Origin of the sequence: Kribbella sp. NPDC051137 (assembly GCF_040682535.1) — a bacterium.
Taxonomy (GTDB): Bacteria; Actinomycetota; Actinomycetes; order Propionibacteriales; family Kribbellaceae; genus Kribbella; species Kribbella karoonensis.
In genome coordinates, this window is record NZ_JBFBBI010000005.1 from 889613 (window position 1) to 906404 (window position 16792).

Consider the following 16792-nt stretch of genomic DNA (forward strand, 5'->3'; position numbering starts at 1 on the left):
CCAAATCGGTGTCGTGGGCGTCAGAAGTACCGTGGGTCGCTCCGGCGGCCGACGGCAGGTCGTGACGTCGTCGATCAGGGAAACGGAGCTATGTCGCGGAGTACTCGCGCAGCCGGCCGGAGGTCGGCGCCTCGCGCCGGTCGATCCCGGCCTCGCTCTCATCGGGCCCGCACGGCTTCGAAGGCGATCGGGCTGACACTGCTCAGCGCCCTGATCCCCGGGTCCGGGCTGTTGATGGGCGGCCGGAAGAAGCTCGGCGCGTTCGTCCTCACGATCAGCATCGGCCTGCTGCTGATCGGCGCGTACGTCGGTCTCACGCACCGCGACTCGGTGCTCGCACTCGCGGTGTCCCCGCGGCAACTGCTGATCGCGACCTGTGCCGTCGTCGTGCTGGGTGCCTGCTGGATCTGGGTCGTGGTGGCCTCGCACAAGCTGATCCGTCCGGTCAGCATGACCTACACCGGCCGGCTGGCGGGCTCGATGGTGGTCGGACTGCTGTGCTTCGCGATCGCCGTACCGACGACCGTCGCGGCGCAGACCGTGATGGCGCAGCGCGACCTGGTCGGCAGCGTGTTCCAGTCCGAGGGCAACTCGAAGAGTGCGACCCGGCCGAAGGTGACGAACGCGAAGGACCCGTGGGAGAAGACCCCGCGGCTGAACCTGCTGCTGCTCGGCGCCGACGACGGCATCGGCCGGACCGGCGTCCGGACCGACACGGTGATCGTGGCCAGCATCGACACCAAAACCGGTAACACCTCGCTGATCTCGCTCAGCCGGAACTGGATGCGGATGCCGTTCCCGGAGAACTCGCCGCTGCACAAGGTGTACCCAGACGGCTTCTGGGACCCGAGCAAGGGCAACGTCGAGCAGCCGGAGTACTACCTCGACGCGATGTACGACAACATCCCGAAGCAGCACCCGGGGATCCTCGGTCAGACCGACAACGAGGGCGCGGACGCGGTCAAGCTGGCCGCGAGCGCCGCGCTCGGGCTGAACATCGACTACTACATGCAGGTCAACCTGGCCGGCTTCAAGCAGATCATCGACGCGCTCGGCGGCATCACCGTGAACGTCAACTACCGGGTCCCGATCGGCGGCGACTACGGCCAGGGTCCTGGTACGAACGGGCACAAGTTGCCGAGCGGCTACATCGAGCCGGGCCCGAACCAGAAGCTCGACGGCTACCACGCGCTCTGGTTCGCCCGCGGGCGGTACGGGCTGAGCGACCCGTCGCGGCAGGAGCGGCAGCGCTGCACGATCCACGCGCTGGTGAACAGCGCGAGCCCGCAGGCTCTGGTGACGAGCTACCAGGAGATCGCGAAGGCCAGCAAGGAACTGCTGCGCACCGACATCCCGCAGGAGATCCTGCCGGCGTTCATCCAGCTGGCGCTGAAGGTGAAGAGCGCCAAGGTCACCAACATCGACCTGGACAAGGACAAGAACTTCCCGAGCGGCAAGAACCCGGACTACGCGGCGATGCAGCAGATCATCCAGAAGTCGCTGAACCCGGTCGCGACGACGCCGACCGCGAAGCCGACCAAGAAGCCGACCGCCGGCACCACGAAGAAGCCGTCGCCGACGAAGACCACACCGACCCCGGGTACGGCGCAGAACCTGAACGACGCGTGCGCGTACAACCCGAACGAGACCGGTACCGGAAACTGAACCCCTCCCCGGGGGAGAATTGACCAAAATGAAAATTGGTCACACCTGGGGGTGACGTGAGGCGTTCGTTCGCGGTTGTGGTCGGGATCTCGGTCCTGGCCGTTGCGGGTTGCAGCAACACCAAGCCGGACAGCGGCAGCACGCCGTCGGCCGGCGGCACGACGAGCAGCAGTACGCCGCCGACATCGGCAGCGCCCAAGCCCGCACCGAAGCCGACGCCGACCGCGGTAGCGCTCTCGGTGCCGATGTACCAGCGGGCGTTGACGAACGTCGAGAAGGTCCTCAAGCCGTCGGTGGCGCGGGTGATGAACGCCCAGTCGGTCGCGGCGTTCGACGCCGGCCGCAAGCAGCTCGCCGCCGCTGTGGTGATCGAGCGGAACGAGCTCGCGAAGATCACGCCGCCGAGCGGCCTGGTGACCGCGCATCCCGCCGTACTGGATGCATTCGACGCGTACGCCGGGGACGCGGCCACACAGCTGAGCAAGGCCGGGGACACGAAGACCAGCTGCGGGTTGCCGAAGGCGGCCGACGTGCGGCTGTACGAGGCGAAGACCGGGATCCGGACCGCGTTCGCCGGGCTGGCGCAGAGCGTGCAGCAGTCGATCGGCAAGGGCGTGAAGTTCGGCGCGTTGTCGGTACCGGCCAAGCCGGCCGCGCCGGCCGTGATCGGCGGCCGCGGCGAGAACGGCGACGTGTTCCAGCGGTCGGGGTCGCGCGGTTCGGGGCGGCTGACGATCCGGAACGCCGGTGACGACGTCGTGGTCGTCGTCGCGACCAGCAACCCGCGGAAGCCGCAGGCCTCGATCTACGTGCGGGCCAACAAGTCCGCGACCCTGAGCGGGGTCCGGAACCAGGACTACTACGTGTACTTCAAGTCCGGGACGAACTGGGACGCGAAGAACCACCGGTTCACCGAGAACTGCGCCTACCAGAAGTTCGACGACATCTTCGACGGTCAGTACGCGTGGACGGTCAGCCTGACGAAGTCCCCGCTCGGCAACGCGCCGTCGTCCGAGACCGACGCCTTCTGATCCGGCTGCCCGGAGCGGATGAGATCCTGTGTCGATGCGGACGACGTACCGGATGCGGGCGGGACGATTCCTCGGGATCCCGGCCGCCGGGGTGATCATTCTCGGGGTGGCCGCCGTGCTCTGGGCGTTCGGCCTGCCGTCCGTCGCGGTGTCGGTGTTCCTCACGCTCGGCGGGCTGATCACGCTCGCCGGGCTGTGGATCCTGGCCCGGCCGCCGAAGGTCGCGCAACTGCGGGACCACGAGATCGACGTGCGGGGCGTCCGGACGGCGTGGACCGACGTTACCGAGGTGGGCCGGGTCGAGACCACGCACGGCGAGGCGATCGTGCTGCGCACCAAACACGCCGACCAGCCGATCCTGCTACCGGTCTCCTGGCTGCCGCCGAAGCAGGTCGGCACGCTGGAGACCGTGCTCCGCGACAAGCTGAACGCGGCGCACGGGTACACCATCTGGGACGGCACTGCCCCCGAGGACGCCGACAGCGCAGAATGATCCGGTGCTCTCCTTCGACCTGTCGTACGACGAACTCCTGACCTACCAGGGCACGAACCCGCGGCCCGCGGACTTCGACGCGTTCTGGGACAAGGCCCTGCTCGCCCTCGACGAGGTGCCGGCGGATGCCGAGTTCGTCGACGCCGACGACTTCCCGCTGACCACCGCGAAGGCTCAGCACCTGTACTTCAACGGCACCGGCGGGTACCGGGTGCACGCGAAGGTTGTGCGTCCGGCCGAGCCGACCGGGCCGGCCGTGTTGCTGTTCCACGGGTACGGCGGCGAGCAGCCGAAGTGGGTCGATCTGCTGCCGTACGCCGCACGCGGGTTCACGGTCGCGGCGCTCGACGTCCGCGAGCAGGTCGGGTTCCGTACGCCGTCCCAGGCGCCGAACAGTTTCTCGCTGCACAACCACCTGGTCCACGGCCTGGACGACGGGCCGGACGGGCTGCTGTACAAGCACGTCTTCCTGGACACGCGGCGGCTGGCCGACATGATCGGCGCGCTGCCGGACGTCGACGCGGCCCGGATCGCGTCGACCGGCTGGAGCCAGGGCGGCGGGCTGTCGCTGGTCGCGGCGGCGCTGACGCCAACGATCAAGTACGCCGCGAGCGTGTACCCGTTCCTCTGCGACTACCAGCGCACGTGGGACCTGAACCTCGACACAGCGCCGTACGACGAGATCGTCACCTGGTTCCGCAAGCGCGACCCGCGGCATCTGCGCCAGGACGAGGTGTTCACGACTCTCGGCTACATCGACGTGCAGCACCTCGCTCCCCGCATCCAGGCCGAAGTAACCCTCTTCACCGGCCTCGAGGACCAGGTCTGCCCACCGTCCACCCAGTTCGCCGCCTACAACAAGATCCAGTCGCCGAAGGAAGTCCGTGCGTACCCCGACTTCGGCCACGACGACCTGCCGGGCGCCCACGACGACATCTACCAACTCATCGGCGCGAAACTCTAGAGCAGGAACCAGTAGTTCTCGGTTGCTCCTTGGGTGGCGAGGCCGCCGCCCAAGGACGTGTAGAGGTTGCGGGCCGGGGTGTTGTGGGCGCCGGTGGTGAGGAACATCTTGGTCGCTCCCGCCGCGCGACCGGCGGTCATGAACGCACTGACGAGCTCGCGCCCGATGCCCTTCCGTCGGTGTGCGTCGCTGACCTCCAGTTGATGGAGATACAGCATCGACGTACCGTCCGGGCGGGCGAGCTGGGAGCCCCAGCACCAGCCCGTGACCTCGTCGCCGTCGGTGGCCACGAACACCAGTGTTCCAGGGGTTTCGAGGTACTCGGGGCCGGGCTCGGCGTCCATGAAGGTGCGAACGGCGCGGGTGAGCAGGTCGGCGTCCGGGGCCGTGATCATGCGGGCTTCTTCCAGGTGATCGAGTAGCGGAACAGAAGATGCCGGCGGTACGTCGCTCCCAGGAGCAGCTCGGCCGCCAGCGCGCGCATCTCGTCGTACGTGACCGGCGGCGGCCACACCACGGGTGACGGGTGTTCCCAGTGGCCCTTGACCGCGCGGTGTGCCCAGTTCGCGGCGACGCCGGCCAACTCGCGCGGGAGGTCCTTCGGGAGCACCGGGCGCGCAAGCCCGACCACCACCATCACCCCGCCCGGGCGGAGCAGGTCGCGCATCCGGAGCAACCCGGCGCGGGCGTCGACGTGATGGAGCGTGGCGACGGACCCGATCACGTCGTACGACTCGAGCGGGTACTCGAGGAAGTCGCCGCACACGTAGTCGATGTCGTCGCCGTACCCGCGGGCCAGTTCCAGGCTGGGGGTGTCGAGGTCGATCCCGGTGACGTGCGGTACGACGGCGCGCAGTTCGCGGCTGAGCATCCCTTCACCGCAGCCGATGTCGAGCGCCCGCTCAGCGCCGGGCGGGACGGTCTGCAGGATCCGCGGATGGTAGTGGATGTTGTGGTTCCATCGTTGGCGCATCCACCTAGTCCTCACGCAGTGCGGCGTCGATCGCGGCCCTCAGCTGTCCGTCGTCGCCAGACCGCCAGGTGTGGCGCTGCGGACAAGCCCATCGGTCCGGCTCCAATGGCACCTTGCAACCCATCAGCCGCAGCTTGCCCGCGGACGCCGCGGCCCGCGCGCCCCGCGTCGGCAGGCCGTACACGATCGGAACGCCGGGTTCTCCACAGGTCGGGCACACCGGTGTGTTCGCCATACCGCCAACCTACGTCACACACCGTCCAGCAGAGCCTGGTTGATCTTCGTCAGCGCCTTCATCAGCTGGGCGCGTTCGGTCTTCGTGAGGGTCGCGGTGATGCGATCCTCGAGCTGCTGGCGCTCGGCCTCGATCGGAGCTTGGAGCGCCCGTCCGGCCGGCGTCAGCCAGAGCCGGACGAGCCGGTTGTCGTGGAGGTCAGGACGCCGTTCGAGCAGTCCCATCTCCGCGAGACGGGTGGCGAGCTTGGTGACCGCGGGCGTGGTCACGTTCACCGCGGCGGCGATCTCCCCCGGCGTACGGCCGTCCTCCGCCCACAGCGCGGCGAGCAGATGGTCCTGCCCGAGTCGCAGGCCGTGCCGTTGTACGGCGTTGTCGGCGGCGGCACGCAGCAGCTTGGACGTCTTGCTGTGCAGCTCCAGGAACTCGGGCACCGGCGTACTCCTTGACCAGTCGATCGTTTACCGGTTAACGTTCTTCGAAATCATTAACCGGTAAAGGAGTTTGCCATGCTGCTGGTCACCGGCGCCACCGGACACGTCGGCCGGGCCCTCGTCGACGAGCTCAACCGGCGCGGCGCCGCGTTCCGCGCCCTGGTCCGCACCACCCGCCCGGACCTGCCCGCCGAGCAACAGGTCGGCGACCTCGACGGGCCGCTCGACCTGCGCGGTGTCGAGAGGCTGTTCCTGCTCGTCCCCGGCACCGGCCTCACGCACACCACGAACGCCGTCGCCGCGGCCCGGGCAGCCGGCGTCCAGCGGATCGTGTACCTCTCGTCGTACGCCGTCCTCGGCGACCCGGTGCCCGCGATGGGCCGCTGGCATCACGAACGCGAGCAACTGATCCGCGCATCGGGGATCCCGGCGACATTCCTCCGGCCGACCGGGTTCATGACGAACACCGCCGACTGGCTCCCGACGATCCACGCCGGCGGCTACGTCCTCGACCCGATCGGCCCGGGGCGGGCGGCACCGGTCGACCCTGTGGACATCGCCGCGGTCGCGGCCGCCGTACTGCTGGAGGACGGCCACGATCCGGCATACACGGTCACCGGCCCGGAGGCGCTCACGCTCGCCGAACAGGTCGCGATCCTCGGCAGAGCGATTGGTCGTCCCCTCGAAGTACGACCGATCGAGACCCCCGAGGACGCGGTCCGCTTCCGCTACCCCGACGGGGCGCCACCGGAACTCGCGGCCGCGATCGTCGAGGGCCTGCAGTTGATGCGAGCGGACACGGTCGGCCTGCGGACAGACGTCGTACGCCGTCTCACCGGCCGCGAAGCGCGAACGTTCGCGGCCTGGTGCGACGACAACCTGCGGTTGTTGAAGTAGCTCCGCAGTACCGGCCTGGTGAGGCATGGTCAGTACTGCGCAGCCGCCTAGTTGGCTTCTTTCGTTGCCCAGTAGTGCCATTGCGGGGACGCGACTGGGGAGCGGGCCAGGCCGTCCGGCCAGGTGGCCGGCAGGTCGTGACTCCGCGCCGCGTACAGGATCACCTCCGATGCGGAACGGTCGCCGCGGACGGCCACCCGGGCGGCGGTCTCGGCACGCATGTCGGCGAGGTAGTGGATCGCCGGCAGGAACTCGGCGCTCAGCCGTGCGCTGAGCCGGCCGACCGGTTCGTCGTCGAGCCGGATCTCGACCACGATCCGGTGCCGGTCCTGGATGCTGTCCTCCTCCTCGATCGCGTGCATGGTGGCATACGCCCAGCACTCGCCCTCCGGACGGAAGAACGGTGCCAGTACGTCGGGATGCACCTCGCTGCCCGGGACCACGATGCCGCTCCCGGGCGGCAGCAGGTGAAAACTGCCTGGCGGGGGCAGGTTCACCGGCACCAGCATGTGCGGCTGCCCGAGGGCGATCGCCACGCTGGCATGGAACGCGGTGCCCTGGGTGCCTCTGCCTTCCCAGTCCGCCGGCTCCCACTCACTCACCCACAGGTGGCACGGCACCCGCGGTTGCAGGCCTTGCGCCACCAACTCCGACAGCACCGGGTGGTACCGGTGCGCGTCGTCCCTCGGCAGATAGCCGACAACCTTGCCCTCGACCCGAACGGCGATCGACCGCGGGTCGAAACGGTTGTGCGGTTCCGGGACGAGGTCCGCCTCGGTGTCCAGATCTGCGCCACGCGCCGGGATGGGGTCCGGGAACAGGCTACGGATCGCCTGCTCGTGCGGGGCTTCCCGCACGACCTCCTGACCACACCACAGGGCGTCTCCCCACAGACTGAACGGAATCAGTCCCATCTGTGCCCTCCAGTCCTCACTGACCCGCTTCACCCGGCTCATCCGATCCAGGGGCCTGGCCGTTACACCGCGTGAGCGTATGAAAACTAGACTGCCCCGTGAAGAGCCGTTTCACGCATGGTGCAAGAGTCTGAAACGCAAAAGGAATCCCGTCGTCCGGACTCTGGACGCGGATCGTCTTGGGCAGCGAGCGAATCGGCGAGAATCGTGCAGATGCACGGGAAGGAACGTCATGCAGGGCAGTAGTTCAGTCGCTCGACCGACGGTTGACGCCGACGCGATCGAGGCCGCGGTCAAGCGCTTGGACGGTGTCGCCGTCCGGACCCCGCTACAACGCAATCTGCGCCTGTCGGAGCGTACCGGCGCCGAGGTGTGGCTGAAGCGCGAGGACCTGCAGATCGGCCGCTCCTACAAGCTTCGTGGCGCCTACAACCTGATCGCGCAGCTCGACGACACGGCGAAGGCGGCCGGTGTCGTGTGCGCGAGCGCAGGCAATCACGGTCAGGGGCTGGCGTATTCGTGCCACATCCTCGGCGTCCGGGGCAAGGTCTACGTTCCGCGGACGACACCGCGGCAGAAGCGGGACCGGATCGCCGCACTCGGCGGCAAGCAGATCACGGTGATCGTCACCGGCGACACGTACGACGACGCCGCCGCGGCAGCCGCCGCCGAAGGCGAGGCCACCGGCGCGACGATGGTGCCGGCCTTCGACGACCCGAGAACCGTTGCGGGGCAGGGGACCGTGGCCGTCGAGCTGGTCGACCAACTCGGCCACGCGCCCGACGTACTCGTGGTTCCGGTCGGCGGCGGCGGTCTCGTTGCAGGGGTTGCAACGTGGATCAAGGAGCGGCATCCCGGCGTCCGCATCGTCGGCGTCGAGCCGGGCGGCGCGGCGAGTATGGCCGCGGCCTTCGAGGCCGGTACGCCGGTGACGCTGCCGCAGCTGGACAGCTTCGTCGACGGTGCCGCCGTACGCCGGGTCGGCGACGTCACGCTCCCGCTCGTGCGGGAGGCCGGCGTCGAGCTGAGGTCCGTGCCCGAGGGCCTGGTGTGCTCGGAGATGCTCGCGCTCTACCAGACGGACGGGCTGATCGCCGAGCCGGCGGGCGCTTTGTCGACAAGCGCCCTGGGCAACGGTCTCGACGTACGGCCCGGGGAGACCGTGGTCTGCCTGCTCTCCGGCGGGAACAACGACGTCAGCCGGTACGGCGAGATCCTCGAGCGATCGCTCGTGTACGAAGGGCTGAAGCACTACTTCCTGGTGACGTTCCCGCAGGAGCCCGGCGCGCTGCGGACGTTCCTCGACGAGACGCTCGGGCCGGACGACGACATCACGCTGTTCGAGTACGTGAAGCGCAACAACCGGGAGACCGGCGTCGCACTGGTAGGTATCGAGATCGGCGCCCGAGACGACCTCCCCGGCCTGCTCGGCCGGATGGAAGCCGCCCCGCTCGACATCGAACGCATCAACCCGAACTCCCCGGAGTTCAGGTACCTGATCTAGTCGTGCTTGGAGTGCCGCGCGTGCCGCGGGTCGTGCGGGTGCGTGCCGTCGTCCCAGTTCGGGTCGACCGGCTGGCCCTCACGGTTCCTGGACCCGTCGTCGGGCCAGAGGTTCTGGGCCTGGCTGCGGTGCTCCTCGGACACGGCACGCGCCTGCTCAGCGGCGTCCCGGCGTTCGGTCGCGCCGGCGGCCAGCCGATGTGCCTTGGCCGCCTGCTCGTCGGCGTCCGCCTGCGCCTTCCGCGCCCGGGCTTCCACCTCGTCGGCGATCGCGGCCTGCTTCTCGGCCTGCGCGGCGCCGGCCCGCGCCTGCTCCTCGTGTTCGTACGCCTCCTGTTCGGCGCGACGCTCCGAACGCCGCGACACGGCGACGGCCACCAGGGCGGCCAGGATTACCAGCACCGCCACGGCGACGACGATCCAGACAATGGTCATTCCGTTCATCGGTACTCCTCGGTTCGATGATCAGAACCACCGGTACCCGGTCGTCGTCGCCCGACACCTCTCAGACGAGACCGCGGCGGGCGGCCCAGACGATGGCTTCGATCGCGGTACTGAAGCCGAGGCGGTCACAGATCAGGCGCGTCCGGCGGCGGACAGTGCGCTCGGACAGGTCGAGGCGCCGGGCGACACCGTCGACCGGCAGCCCGGTGGCGAGCAGCCGGAGCAGTTGCAGGTCGTCGTGGCTGATCTCCCGCGGCGGCACCCGGCGCGCTACCGGTCGAAGTTCCTGGGGGAGGACGGTCATTGCTGATCACCTGGTTCCGAAGAGCCGGGACTCGGCGGCGTCCCAGTCGGCCGGTTTGCCCTGCGGGTCGTAGCGCCGCAGAGAATGGGTGGACCGGACCAGGGCGCGCATCGCGGCCAGGTCCGGGAGGGGCTCGCCGAGGGCGCGAGCCTGGACGAGTACGTTGCCGAGCGCGGACGCCTCGACCGGTCCGGCGAGGACCGGTACGCCGCACGCGTCGGCGGTCAACTGGCAGAGCAGCTCGTTCTGCGAACCGCCCCCGATCACGTGCAGTACGTCGACGTCGCGGTCGGCGATCGTCTGCGCGGACCGGACGGTACGGCGGTACGCGAGCGCCAGGCTCTCCAGGATGCACCGTACCGCGGCGCCCCGGGTCCGCGGCGGCTCCTGCCCGGTCCGTACGCAGTGCTCGTCGAGCCGCTCCGGCATGTTGCCGGGAGCAAGGAATTCGGGGGCGTCGGGGTCGATCAGCACCGCGAACGGCGGGGCCTCGACCGCCGCGCGGAGGAGGTTGTCGAGGTCGTCGCCCCAGACCCGTTGGCACTCCTGCAGGATCCAGAGGCCCATCACGTTCCGCAGGAACCTGATCCGGCCGTCGACACCACCCTCGTTGGTGAAGTTCGCCTCGCGTGCTTCGTCGGTCAGCACCGGCGAGTCGAGCTCGAGCCCGACCAGCGACCAGGTCCCCGACGAGATGTACGCGAACCGCTCCCCGTCAGCGGGCACCGCCACCACGGCCGACGCGGTGTCATGCGACCCCACCGCTATCACCGGGATCCCGGACGCCAAGCCGGTCTGATCCGGCAGCATGTCCCCGATCACGTCCCCCGGCTCACGCAACGCCGGAAAGATCCCCCGCACGCCCGCCGGCGCACAGCCGCCCGCGCCCGCACCCAGTCGAGCGATCAGCTCATCACTCCAGTCCCGGGCCAGCACGTCGTACAGCTGGGTAGTAGAGGCGTTCGTCCGCTCCACCCCGACCTCACCCGTCAACCAGTACGCGATCAGGTCCGGGATCATCAGGAACGTTGCCGCCTCACCGAGCAACGGCTCGGCGGACAGTTGGTAGATCGTGTTGAACGGAAGCTGCTGAAGCCCGGTGACGGCGTACAACTCGGCCGCCGGCACCTGTGCGAGCACCCGCTCCATCACGCCGTCCGTCCGCGAGTCCCGGTAGTGAACGGGATTGCCGAGCAGCCGACCCGACCGATCGAGCAACCCGTAGTCGACGGCCCAGGAGTCGATCCCCACGCTGTCGACCGGTCCCGCCTGATGCAGCCCGCGGACGATCTCGCGGTAGAGCGTGTGGATGTCCCAGTGCAGCGTGCCGTCGGCCTCGACCGGACCGTTCCAGAATCGGTGCACCTCGCGCAACCGCAGTACGTCGGCACCGACCTCGCCGAGCATCACCCGTCCGCTCGAGGCGCCGAGGTCGACGGCCGCGACCCGCTTCACGGTGACACCACCGTCAGGTCGAGCTGCAGCTGGGTCATCCGGACGGCTCCTAACGCAGGAACGCGGCAGCCACGCCGGCGTCGACTGGCACGTGCAGACCGGTCGTGTGCGTGAGCTCCCCACCGGTCAGCGCGAACACCGCGGCCGCGACGTTCTCCGGCAGCACCTCGCGCTTCAGCAGGGTCCGCTGCGCGTAGTACGCACCGAGCTCCTCCTCCGGTACGCCGTACACCGCGGCCCGCTTGGCGCCCCAGCCGCCGGCGAAGATCCCGGAGCCGCGGACGACGCCGTCGGGATTCACGCCGTTGACCCGGATGCCGTGTTCACCGAGCTCGGCGGCGAGCAGCCGGACCTGGTGCGCCTGGTCGGCCTTCGCGGCGCCGTACGCGACGTTGTTCGGGCCGGCGAAGACCGAGTTCTTGCTGGAGATGTAGACGATGTCGCCGCCCAGGCCCTGCTCGATCAGGATCTTCGCGGCCGCCCGCGACACCAGGAACGAGCCCTTCGCCATCACGTCGTGCTGCAGGTCCCAGTCGCGTTCGGTTGTCTCCAGCAACGACTTCGAGATCGACAGGCCGGCGTTGTTGACGATCAGGTCGACGCCGCCGAACGCGAGCACGGCCTCCCGCAGCGCAGCCTCGACCGCGTCCGCCGAGGACACGTCCGCGGCCACCGCGACCGCCACGTCGGTCGAGCCGATCTCCTTCGCGACCGCCTCGGCCGCCGCCTGGTCGAGGTCCGCGACCACGACGCACGCACCCTCGGCGGCCAGCCGCTGTGCGATCGCCTTGCCGATGCCCGACCCGCCACCGGTGACGAACGCCACCCGGGTAGCCAGCGGCTTGGGGCGAGGCATCCGCTGCAGCTTCGCCTCTTCCAGCGCCCAGTACTCGATCCGGAACTTCTCCCGCTCGTCGATCGGCGCGTACGTCGAGACCGCCTCGGCGCCGCGCATCACGTTGATCGCGTTCACGTAGAACTCGCCGGCCACCCGCGCGGTCTGCTTGTCCTTACCGAAGCTGAACATCCCGACGCCGGGCACCAGTACGATCGCCGGATCCGCGCCGCGCATCGCCGGGCTGTCTGCCTCGGCATGCCGGTGGTAGTACGCCGCGTACTCCTCCCGATAGGCGGCGTGCAGCTCCTTGAGCCGGGCGATCGCGTCTTCGACCGGAGCGGTTGCCGGCAGGTCCAGCACCAACGGACGGACCTTCGTCCGCAGGAAGTGGTCCGGGCAGGAGGTGCCGAGCGCGGCCAGTTCGGCCAGCCTCTCGCGGGCGGTGAACTCGAGCACGACGTCGGAGTCGTTGAAGTGGCCGACCTGCGGCTTGTCGGTCGACGCCAGCCCACGGATCACCGGCGCCAGCGCGGCCGCGCGGGCACGCCGCTGGTCCGCCGGTAGGGCCTCGAAGCCGGCGACGACAGGACCGAACGGCTCGGGCTTTCCACGGTCGGCGAGGAACCGTTCCGCCGTCCGGATGATGTCGAGGGAGTTGGCCTCGCACTCCTCCGAGGTCGCGCCCCACGCGGTGATGCCGTGGCCGCCGAGGATGCAGCCGATGGCCTGCGGGTTGTCGCGCTTGACGGCCGCGATGTCCAGGCCGAGCTGGAACCCGGGGCGCCGCCACGGCACCCACACCACGCGGTCGCCGAAGCACTCCGCGGTCAGCTTCTCGCCGTCGGCCGCGGTTGCCAGCGCGATCCCGGAGTCCGGGTGCAGGTGGTCGACGTGCGGTGCGTCGACGAGCCCGTGCATCGCGGTGTCGATCGACGGCGCCGCGCCGCCCTTGCCGTGCAGGCAGAAGTCGAACGCGGCGACCATCTCGTCCTCGCGGTCCACACCGGGGTAGGTGTCGACGAGCGCGTTCAACCGGTCCAGCCGCAGTACCGCCAGCCCCTTGCCGGTGAGGGTGCCGAGGTCGCCGCCCGACCCCTTCACCCAGAGCAGCTCGACGGGCTGCTGCGTCACCGGATCGGTCTCGGTGCCCTTCGCCGACGTGTTGCCGCCGGCGTAGTTGGTGTTGCGTGGATCGGCGCCGAGTCGGTTGCTGCGCGCAACGAGTTCGGCCGCGGTGTCACTCACTTATGCTCCCCATCCGGCTTGCTGACCGCCCACGCGATCCTTGCTGATCTGTTCGAAGTAGCCGCTGCGCTTGTAGGCGGCGACCGGGTCAGGGTCCAGGCCCTGCGACTCGCGCAGCTCGGCGAGGAGCGGCCGGACGTCGGTGTTGTACGCGTCCATCAGCGCCGCGTTCGCGCCGAGCACGTCGCCTTCCCGCTGGGCTGTGCGCAGTACGTCGCGGTCCACCAGCAGCGCCTTCGCGGTGGCCTCCTGGACGTTCATCACCGAGCGGATGATCGCGGGGATCTTCTCCTCGATGTTGTGGCACTGGTCGAGCATGAACGCGATCCCGGCGTCCGGGTCGAGCGCGTCGCCGCGGACGATCTCGTTCATGATCCGGAACAGCTGGAACGGGTCCGCCGCCCCGACCATCAGGTCGTCGTCGGCGTAGAACCGGCTGTTGAAGTCGAACGCGCCGAGCTTCTTCACCCGCAGCAGGAACGCGACGATGAACTCGATGTTGGTCCCCGGCGCGTGGTGCCCGGTGTCGATACAGACCGTTGCCTTCGGCCCCAGTTCCAGGCAGTGCGCGTACGACGTACCCCAGTCCGGCACGTCCGTGGTGTAGAAGGCCGGCTCGAACAGCTTGTACTCGAGCAGCATCCGCTGGTCCTCGCCGAGCCGGTCGTACACCTCCTTCAGGGACTCGGCCAGTCGCTCCTGCCGGTCCTGGATGTCGTCCTGGCCCGGGTAGTTGGTGCCGTCGGAGAACCACAGCTTGAGGTCCCGGGAGCCGGTCTGGTCCATGATGTCGACGCACTCGAGCAGGTGGTCGGTGGCCTTCCGGCGGACCGCCGGGTCCGGGTTCGTGACGCTGCCGAGCTTGTAGTCGTCGTCCTGGAACACGTTGCTGTTGATCGCCCCGAGCCGGACACCCTGCTCCTTCGCGTACGCCGACAGTGCCGCGTAGTCGTCGACCTTGTCCCAGGGGATGTGCAGCGCGACGCTCGGCGCGACGCCGGTGTACTTGTGGACGACGGCCGCGTCGGCGATCTTCTCCTCCGGCGACCGGGGTACGCCGGGCTGGGTGAAGACCTTGAACCGGGTGCCGGAGTTCCCGAACGCCCACGAGGGCAGCTCGATCTCCTGGCGGCTCAGCGCGTCCTTCGCGGCATCGGGGGTCATGAGTCAGTCCTCTTTCAGGTGGAAGATCTCGGGCAGCAGCAGGAACGACTCGTCCGGGGGCCGGCCGTCGATGCCCTGGAAGAACTCGGTCATCTGTGCCTGCCAGCGGGCGTTCACCTCGGTCGCCGCCATCGCCTGCTGCGCCGCCTCCAGGTCCTCGGACTCGACGTACCCGACCAGCAGGCCGTCGGCGCGGAGGAACAGCGAGTAGTTGTGCCAGCCGGACTCGCGCAGCGCCGCCTGCATGTCGGGCCACACGTTGCGGTGCCGGTCGACGTACTCGTCGAGCCGGTCGGGCCGGACCTGCAGGCAGAAGCAGTAACGATTCACGGCGGCACCTCTGCTGTGGGCGGTCTGTGAAAGGTTTCAAGAGCGTGCCCTGACGCTAAGCGGGCGTACGGGCAGGAGTCAAGAGCCTGCCCAGCTTTTACGTCCGATCCCGGACCATCGACACGGAGATCCGGGGGAAACCGGGTATTCTTCGGCAGCTAACACGTTTCAAGTGCGCAGGGAGGTGGCGATCCGTGGACGATGCGGAAGCCCTGCCCGAACGCACCCGCCGGCGGCCCGCCCCGAAGCCTCACGCGGCCGGCGTGAAGGCCGTCGCGGCCGCCGCCGGAGTCTCGCTCGGGACCGTGTCGAACGTGCTGAACCGGCCGGAGGTGGTCAGCCCGCTGACCCGCGCCAAGGTCGAGGCCGCGATGGCCTCCCTCGGCTTCGTCCGGAACGAGTCCGCCCGGCAGCTGCGGGCCGGGTCGAGCCGGATCCTCGCGTACCTGATGCTCGACGCCGGCAACCCGTTCTTCACCGACGTCGCGAAGGGCGTCGAGGAGGCGGCCCAGGCGGCCGGGCTCTCGGTGTTCCTCTGCACGAGCAGCGAGGACGCCGACCGGGAGGCGGCGTACCTGGACCTGCTCGAGCAGCAGCGCGTGCAGGGCATCCTGATCACGCCGATCGACCAGCACTCGTCCCGGCTCCGCAAACTGCCGTCCCGCGGTACGCCGGTGGTGGTCGTGGACCGGACCCTCGACGAGGCCACGCACTGCTCGGTCGCGGTGAACGACGTACTCGGCGGTGAGCTGGCGATCTCGCACCTGCTCGAGCTCGGGCACCAACGGATCGCGTACGTCGGCGGGCCGAACACACTCGGCCAGGTCGTCGACCGGCGCGACGGCGCCCGGCGCGCGCTGCGGACCGCCGGGAGGCCGATCGCCGAGCTGATCGAGCTGACCACCGGGGCGCTCACAGTCGCCGAGGGTAGGGGCGCGGGGCAACGACTTGCGGGGCTGCCCGCGGACCGCCGGCCGACCGCCGCGTTCTGCGCGAACGACCTGCTGGCGTTGGGTTTGCTGCAACAGTGCGTGAGCCTCGGCCTGCGCGTCCCGGAGGATCTCGCGATCGTCGGGTACGACGACATCGAGTTCGCCGAGGCCGCCGCCGTACCGCTGACGTCGGTCCGGCAACCGCGCCAGCTGCTCGGCCGGACCGCAGCAGAGCTGCTGCTGGACGAGTCGTCGAACCCGGACCACGAGCACCAGCGGGTCACGTTCACGCCGGAGCTCGTGGTGCGGACGTCAACGCGCGGGACCCTCTGAGCCGTAGGCCGCAAGGAAGACGTCGGCCGCCTGGTCGGCGAGATTCTGCAACTCGCTGCTGTCGACGCGTTGCCGGGTGCCGGCGAACATCGCGCGGTTCATCGGCTTGTACATCACCAGCCCGGCGAACTGGTACGCCGCGAGGGTCGGATCGTCCAGCTGCTTCAGGAGACCACGGTCGCTGAGCCTCGTCAGCGCCTGACCGAGCGCTTCGAGCGACTTCTCGAAGCCGCTGTCGAACCACGCGCCGCACACCTCGGGGAACCGGTCCGCCTCGGCGATCACCAGTCGCCGGAGCTGCAGCACGTTGTCGGCGGTCAGGCTCTGCAGCAGCCGGTGCGCCAGCGCCCGCAGCCCTTCCCGGGCGTCGGCGGCGTCCTCGAGGGTGTCGACGTACGCCTGGAAGAGGCCGTCCAGCAGCTGGTCGCTGGTGCCGAGGACGATCTCGGCGAACAGGCGTTCCTTGTTCTCGAACTGCTTGTAGACGGTCTGCTTGGAGACGCCGGCCTTCGCGGCGACCTCGTCCATGCTCGCGCCGAGGTACCCGTGCTGGAGGAACACCTCGGTCGCGGCGGCCAGGATCGCGCGGCGTTTGCGGGGCGTCCGGCCCTCGAGCTCTGGCTCCATGCCCGAAATCA

At 69.4% G+C, this 16792-nt stretch carries 19 protein-coding genes; 7 read left to right on the forward strand and 12 right to left on the reverse strand.

Annotation, left to right across the window (positions count from 1 at the left end):
* Positions 1-234: 234 nt before the first annotated feature.
* Genes AB0M51_RS30290 through AB0M51_RS30305 form a run of 4 tightly spaced genes read left to right on the forward strand, consistent with a single transcriptional unit; the run spans position 235 to position 4153 of the window.
* On the forward strand, positions 235-1665 hold the full coding sequence (locus tag AB0M51_RS30290; protein ID WP_344188984.1) for an LCP family protein: 1431 nt from the start codon (positions 235-237) through the stop codon (positions 1663-1665).
* Positions 1666-1721: 56 nt separating this feature from the next.
* Positions 1722-2696, forward strand: coding sequence for a hypothetical protein (locus tag AB0M51_RS30295; RefSeq protein ID WP_344188983.1), 975 nt, complete (start codon positions 1722-1724; stop codon positions 2694-2696).
* A 34-nt stretch (positions 2697-2730) separates the two neighbouring features.
* The gene (locus AB0M51_RS30300; protein WP_344188982.1) at positions 2731-3189 is read left to right on the forward strand and encodes a hypothetical protein; all 459 of its coding nucleotides are present in this window, start codon (positions 2731-2733) and stop codon (positions 3187-3189) included.
* A gap of 4 nt (positions 3190-3193) precedes the next feature.
* Positions 3194-4153: an alpha/beta fold hydrolase gene (locus AB0M51_RS30305; RefSeq protein ID WP_344188981.1), complete on the forward strand. Its 960-nt coding sequence runs from the start codon at positions 3194-3196 to the stop codon at positions 4151-4153.
* Here AB0M51_RS30305 and AB0M51_RS30310 read toward each other — a convergent pair.
* Genes AB0M51_RS30310 through AB0M51_RS30325 form a run of 4 tightly spaced genes read right to left on the reverse strand, consistent with a single transcriptional unit; the run spans position 4150 to position 5795 of the window.
* The gene (locus AB0M51_RS30310) at positions 4150-4548 is read right to left on the reverse strand and encodes a GNAT family N-acetyltransferase (protein ID WP_344188980.1); all 399 of its coding nucleotides are present in this window, start codon (positions 4546-4548) and stop codon (positions 4150-4152) included. The two genes, AB0M51_RS30305 and AB0M51_RS30310, sit on opposite strands and share 4 nt — an antisense overlap.
* Positions 4545-5126 carry a class I SAM-dependent methyltransferase gene (locus AB0M51_RS30315; RefSeq protein WP_344188979.1) on the reverse strand — a complete coding sequence of 194 codons (582 nt, stop codon included), beginning with the start codon at positions 5124-5126 and terminating at the stop codon, positions 4545-4547. The genes AB0M51_RS30310 and AB0M51_RS30315 overlap by 4 nt, the downstream gene beginning before the upstream one ends.
* Positions 5127-5130: 4 nt before the next feature.
* On the reverse strand, positions 5131-5361 hold the full coding sequence (locus AB0M51_RS30320; protein WP_344188978.1) for a hypothetical protein: 231 nt from the start codon (positions 5359-5361) through the stop codon (positions 5131-5133).
* Between the two features lie 14 nt (positions 5362-5375).
* A complete protein-coding gene (locus AB0M51_RS30325) occupies positions 5376-5795 on the reverse strand; it encodes a MarR family transcriptional regulator (protein ID WP_344188977.1) in 420 nt (139 codons plus the stop codon).
* A gap of 75 nt (positions 5796-5870) precedes the next feature.
* On the opposite strand from AB0M51_RS30325, the gene AB0M51_RS30330 reads away from it, so the two are divergent.
* On the forward strand, positions 5871-6692 hold the full coding sequence (locus tag AB0M51_RS30330; protein WP_344188976.1) for an NAD(P)H-binding protein: 822 nt from the start codon (positions 5871-5873) through the stop codon (positions 6690-6692).
* 47 nt (positions 6693-6739) lie between these two features.
* Here AB0M51_RS30330 and AB0M51_RS30335 read toward each other — a convergent pair whose 3' ends face one another.
* On the reverse strand, positions 6740-7606 hold the full coding sequence (locus AB0M51_RS30335; protein ID WP_344188975.1) for an HIRAN domain-containing protein: 867 nt from the start codon (positions 7604-7606) through the stop codon (positions 6740-6742).
* Between the two features lie 232 nt (positions 7607-7838).
* Between AB0M51_RS30335 and ilvA the strand changes: the two genes are divergently transcribed.
* Positions 7839-9110, forward strand: a complete 1272-nt coding sequence (ilvA, locus tag AB0M51_RS30340) for a threonine ammonia-lyase IlvA (protein ID WP_344188974.1) — start codon at positions 7839-7841, stop codon at positions 9108-9110.
* Here the strand turns inward: ilvA and AB0M51_RS30345 are convergent.
* The 6 genes from AB0M51_RS30345 to AB0M51_RS30370 form a co-directional block, all read right to left on the reverse strand.
* Positions 9107-9553 carry a hypothetical protein gene (locus AB0M51_RS30345; protein WP_344188973.1) on the reverse strand — a complete coding sequence of 149 codons (447 nt, stop codon included), beginning with the start codon at positions 9551-9553 and terminating at the stop codon, positions 9107-9109. The genes ilvA and AB0M51_RS30345 overlap by 4 nt on opposite strands.
* Positions 9554-9614: 61 nt before the next feature.
* On the reverse strand, positions 9615-9857 hold the full coding sequence (locus AB0M51_RS30350; RefSeq protein WP_325036210.1) for a LuxR C-terminal-related transcriptional regulator: 243 nt from the start codon (positions 9855-9857) through the stop codon (positions 9615-9617).
* 6 nt (positions 9858-9863) lie between these two features.
* Positions 9864-11312 carry a rhamnulokinase family protein gene (locus AB0M51_RS30355; RefSeq protein WP_344188972.1) on the reverse strand — a complete coding sequence of 483 codons (1449 nt, stop codon included), beginning with the start codon at positions 11310-11312 and terminating at the stop codon, positions 9864-9866.
* A gap of 49 nt (positions 11313-11361) precedes the next feature.
* Positions 11362-13395: a bifunctional aldolase/short-chain dehydrogenase gene (locus AB0M51_RS30360; RefSeq protein WP_344188971.1), complete on the reverse strand. Its 2034-nt coding sequence runs from the start codon at positions 13393-13395 to the stop codon at positions 11362-11364.
* A complete protein-coding gene (rhaI, locus tag AB0M51_RS30365) occupies positions 13396-14559 on the reverse strand; it encodes an L-rhamnose isomerase (protein ID WP_344188970.1) in 1164 nt (387 codons plus the stop codon).
* Positions 14560-14562: 3 nt separating this feature from the next.
* Entirely contained in the window at positions 14563-14889 is a 327-nt protein-coding gene (locus tag AB0M51_RS30370; RefSeq protein ID WP_344188969.1) for an L-rhamnose mutarotase, read from the reverse strand.
* A gap of 194 nt (positions 14890-15083) precedes the next feature.
* Here AB0M51_RS30370 and AB0M51_RS30375 point away from each other — a divergent pair, with 194 nt between their 5' ends.
* Positions 15084-16154 (forward strand): LacI family DNA-binding transcriptional regulator, encoded by a 1071-nt coding sequence (locus tag AB0M51_RS30375; RefSeq protein WP_344188967.1) that lies wholly within the window; start codon positions 15084-15086, stop codon positions 16152-16154.
* Here AB0M51_RS30375 and AB0M51_RS30380 read toward each other — a convergent pair.
* The gene (locus AB0M51_RS30380; RefSeq protein ID WP_344188966.1) at positions 16134-16781 is read right to left on the reverse strand and encodes a TetR/AcrR family transcriptional regulator; all 648 of its coding nucleotides are present in this window, start codon (positions 16779-16781) and stop codon (positions 16134-16136) included. The genes AB0M51_RS30375 and AB0M51_RS30380 overlap by 21 nt on opposite strands.
* Positions 16782-16792 lie beyond the last annotated feature (11 nt).

Excerpts from the sequence above, each read along its gene's own strand:
- AB0M51_RS30290 (WP_344188984.1), top strand. The coding sequence starts at position 235 with ATGGGCGGCCGGAAGAAGCTCGGCGCGTTCGTCCTCACGATCAGCATC.
- AB0M51_RS30300 (WP_344188982.1), top strand. The coding sequence starts at position 2,731 with ATGCGGACGACGTACCGGATGCGGGCGGGACGATTCCTCGGGATCCCG.
- AB0M51_RS30310 (WP_344188980.1), bottom strand. The coding sequence starts at position 4,548 with ATGATCACGGCCCCGGACGCCGACCTGCTCACCCGCGCCGTTCGCACC.
- AB0M51_RS30315 (WP_344188979.1), bottom strand. The coding sequence starts at position 5,126 with ATGCGCCAACGATGGAACCACAACATCCACTACCATCCGCGGATCCTG.
- AB0M51_RS30320 (WP_344188978.1), bottom strand. The coding sequence starts at position 5,361 with ATGGCGAACACACCGGTGTGCCCGACCTGTGGAGAACCCGGCGTTCCG.
- AB0M51_RS30330 (WP_344188976.1), top strand. The coding sequence starts at position 5,871 with ATGCTGCTGGTCACCGGCGCCACCGGACACGTCGGCCGGGCCCTCGTC.
- AB0M51_RS30335 (WP_344188975.1), bottom strand. The coding sequence starts at position 7,606 with ATGGGACTGATTCCGTTCAGTCTGTGGGGAGACGCCCTGTGGTGTGGT.
- ilvA (WP_344188974.1), top strand. The coding sequence starts at position 7,839 with ATGCAGGGCAGTAGTTCAGTCGCTCGACCGACGGTTGACGCCGACGCG.
- AB0M51_RS30345 (WP_344188973.1), bottom strand. The coding sequence starts at position 9,553 with ATGAACGGAATGACCATTGTCTGGATCGTCGTCGCCGTGGCGGTGCTG.
- AB0M51_RS30350 (WP_325036210.1), bottom strand. The coding sequence starts at position 9,857 with ATGACCGTCCTCCCCCAGGAACTTCGACCGGTAGCGCGCCGGGTGCCG.
- rhaI (WP_344188970.1), bottom strand. The coding sequence starts at position 14,559 with ATGACCCCCGATGCCGCGAAGGACGCGCTGAGCCGCCAGGAGATCGAG.
- AB0M51_RS30380 (WP_344188966.1), bottom strand. The coding sequence starts at position 16,781 with ATGGAGCCAGAGCTCGAGGGCCGGACGCCCCGCAAACGCCGCGCGATC.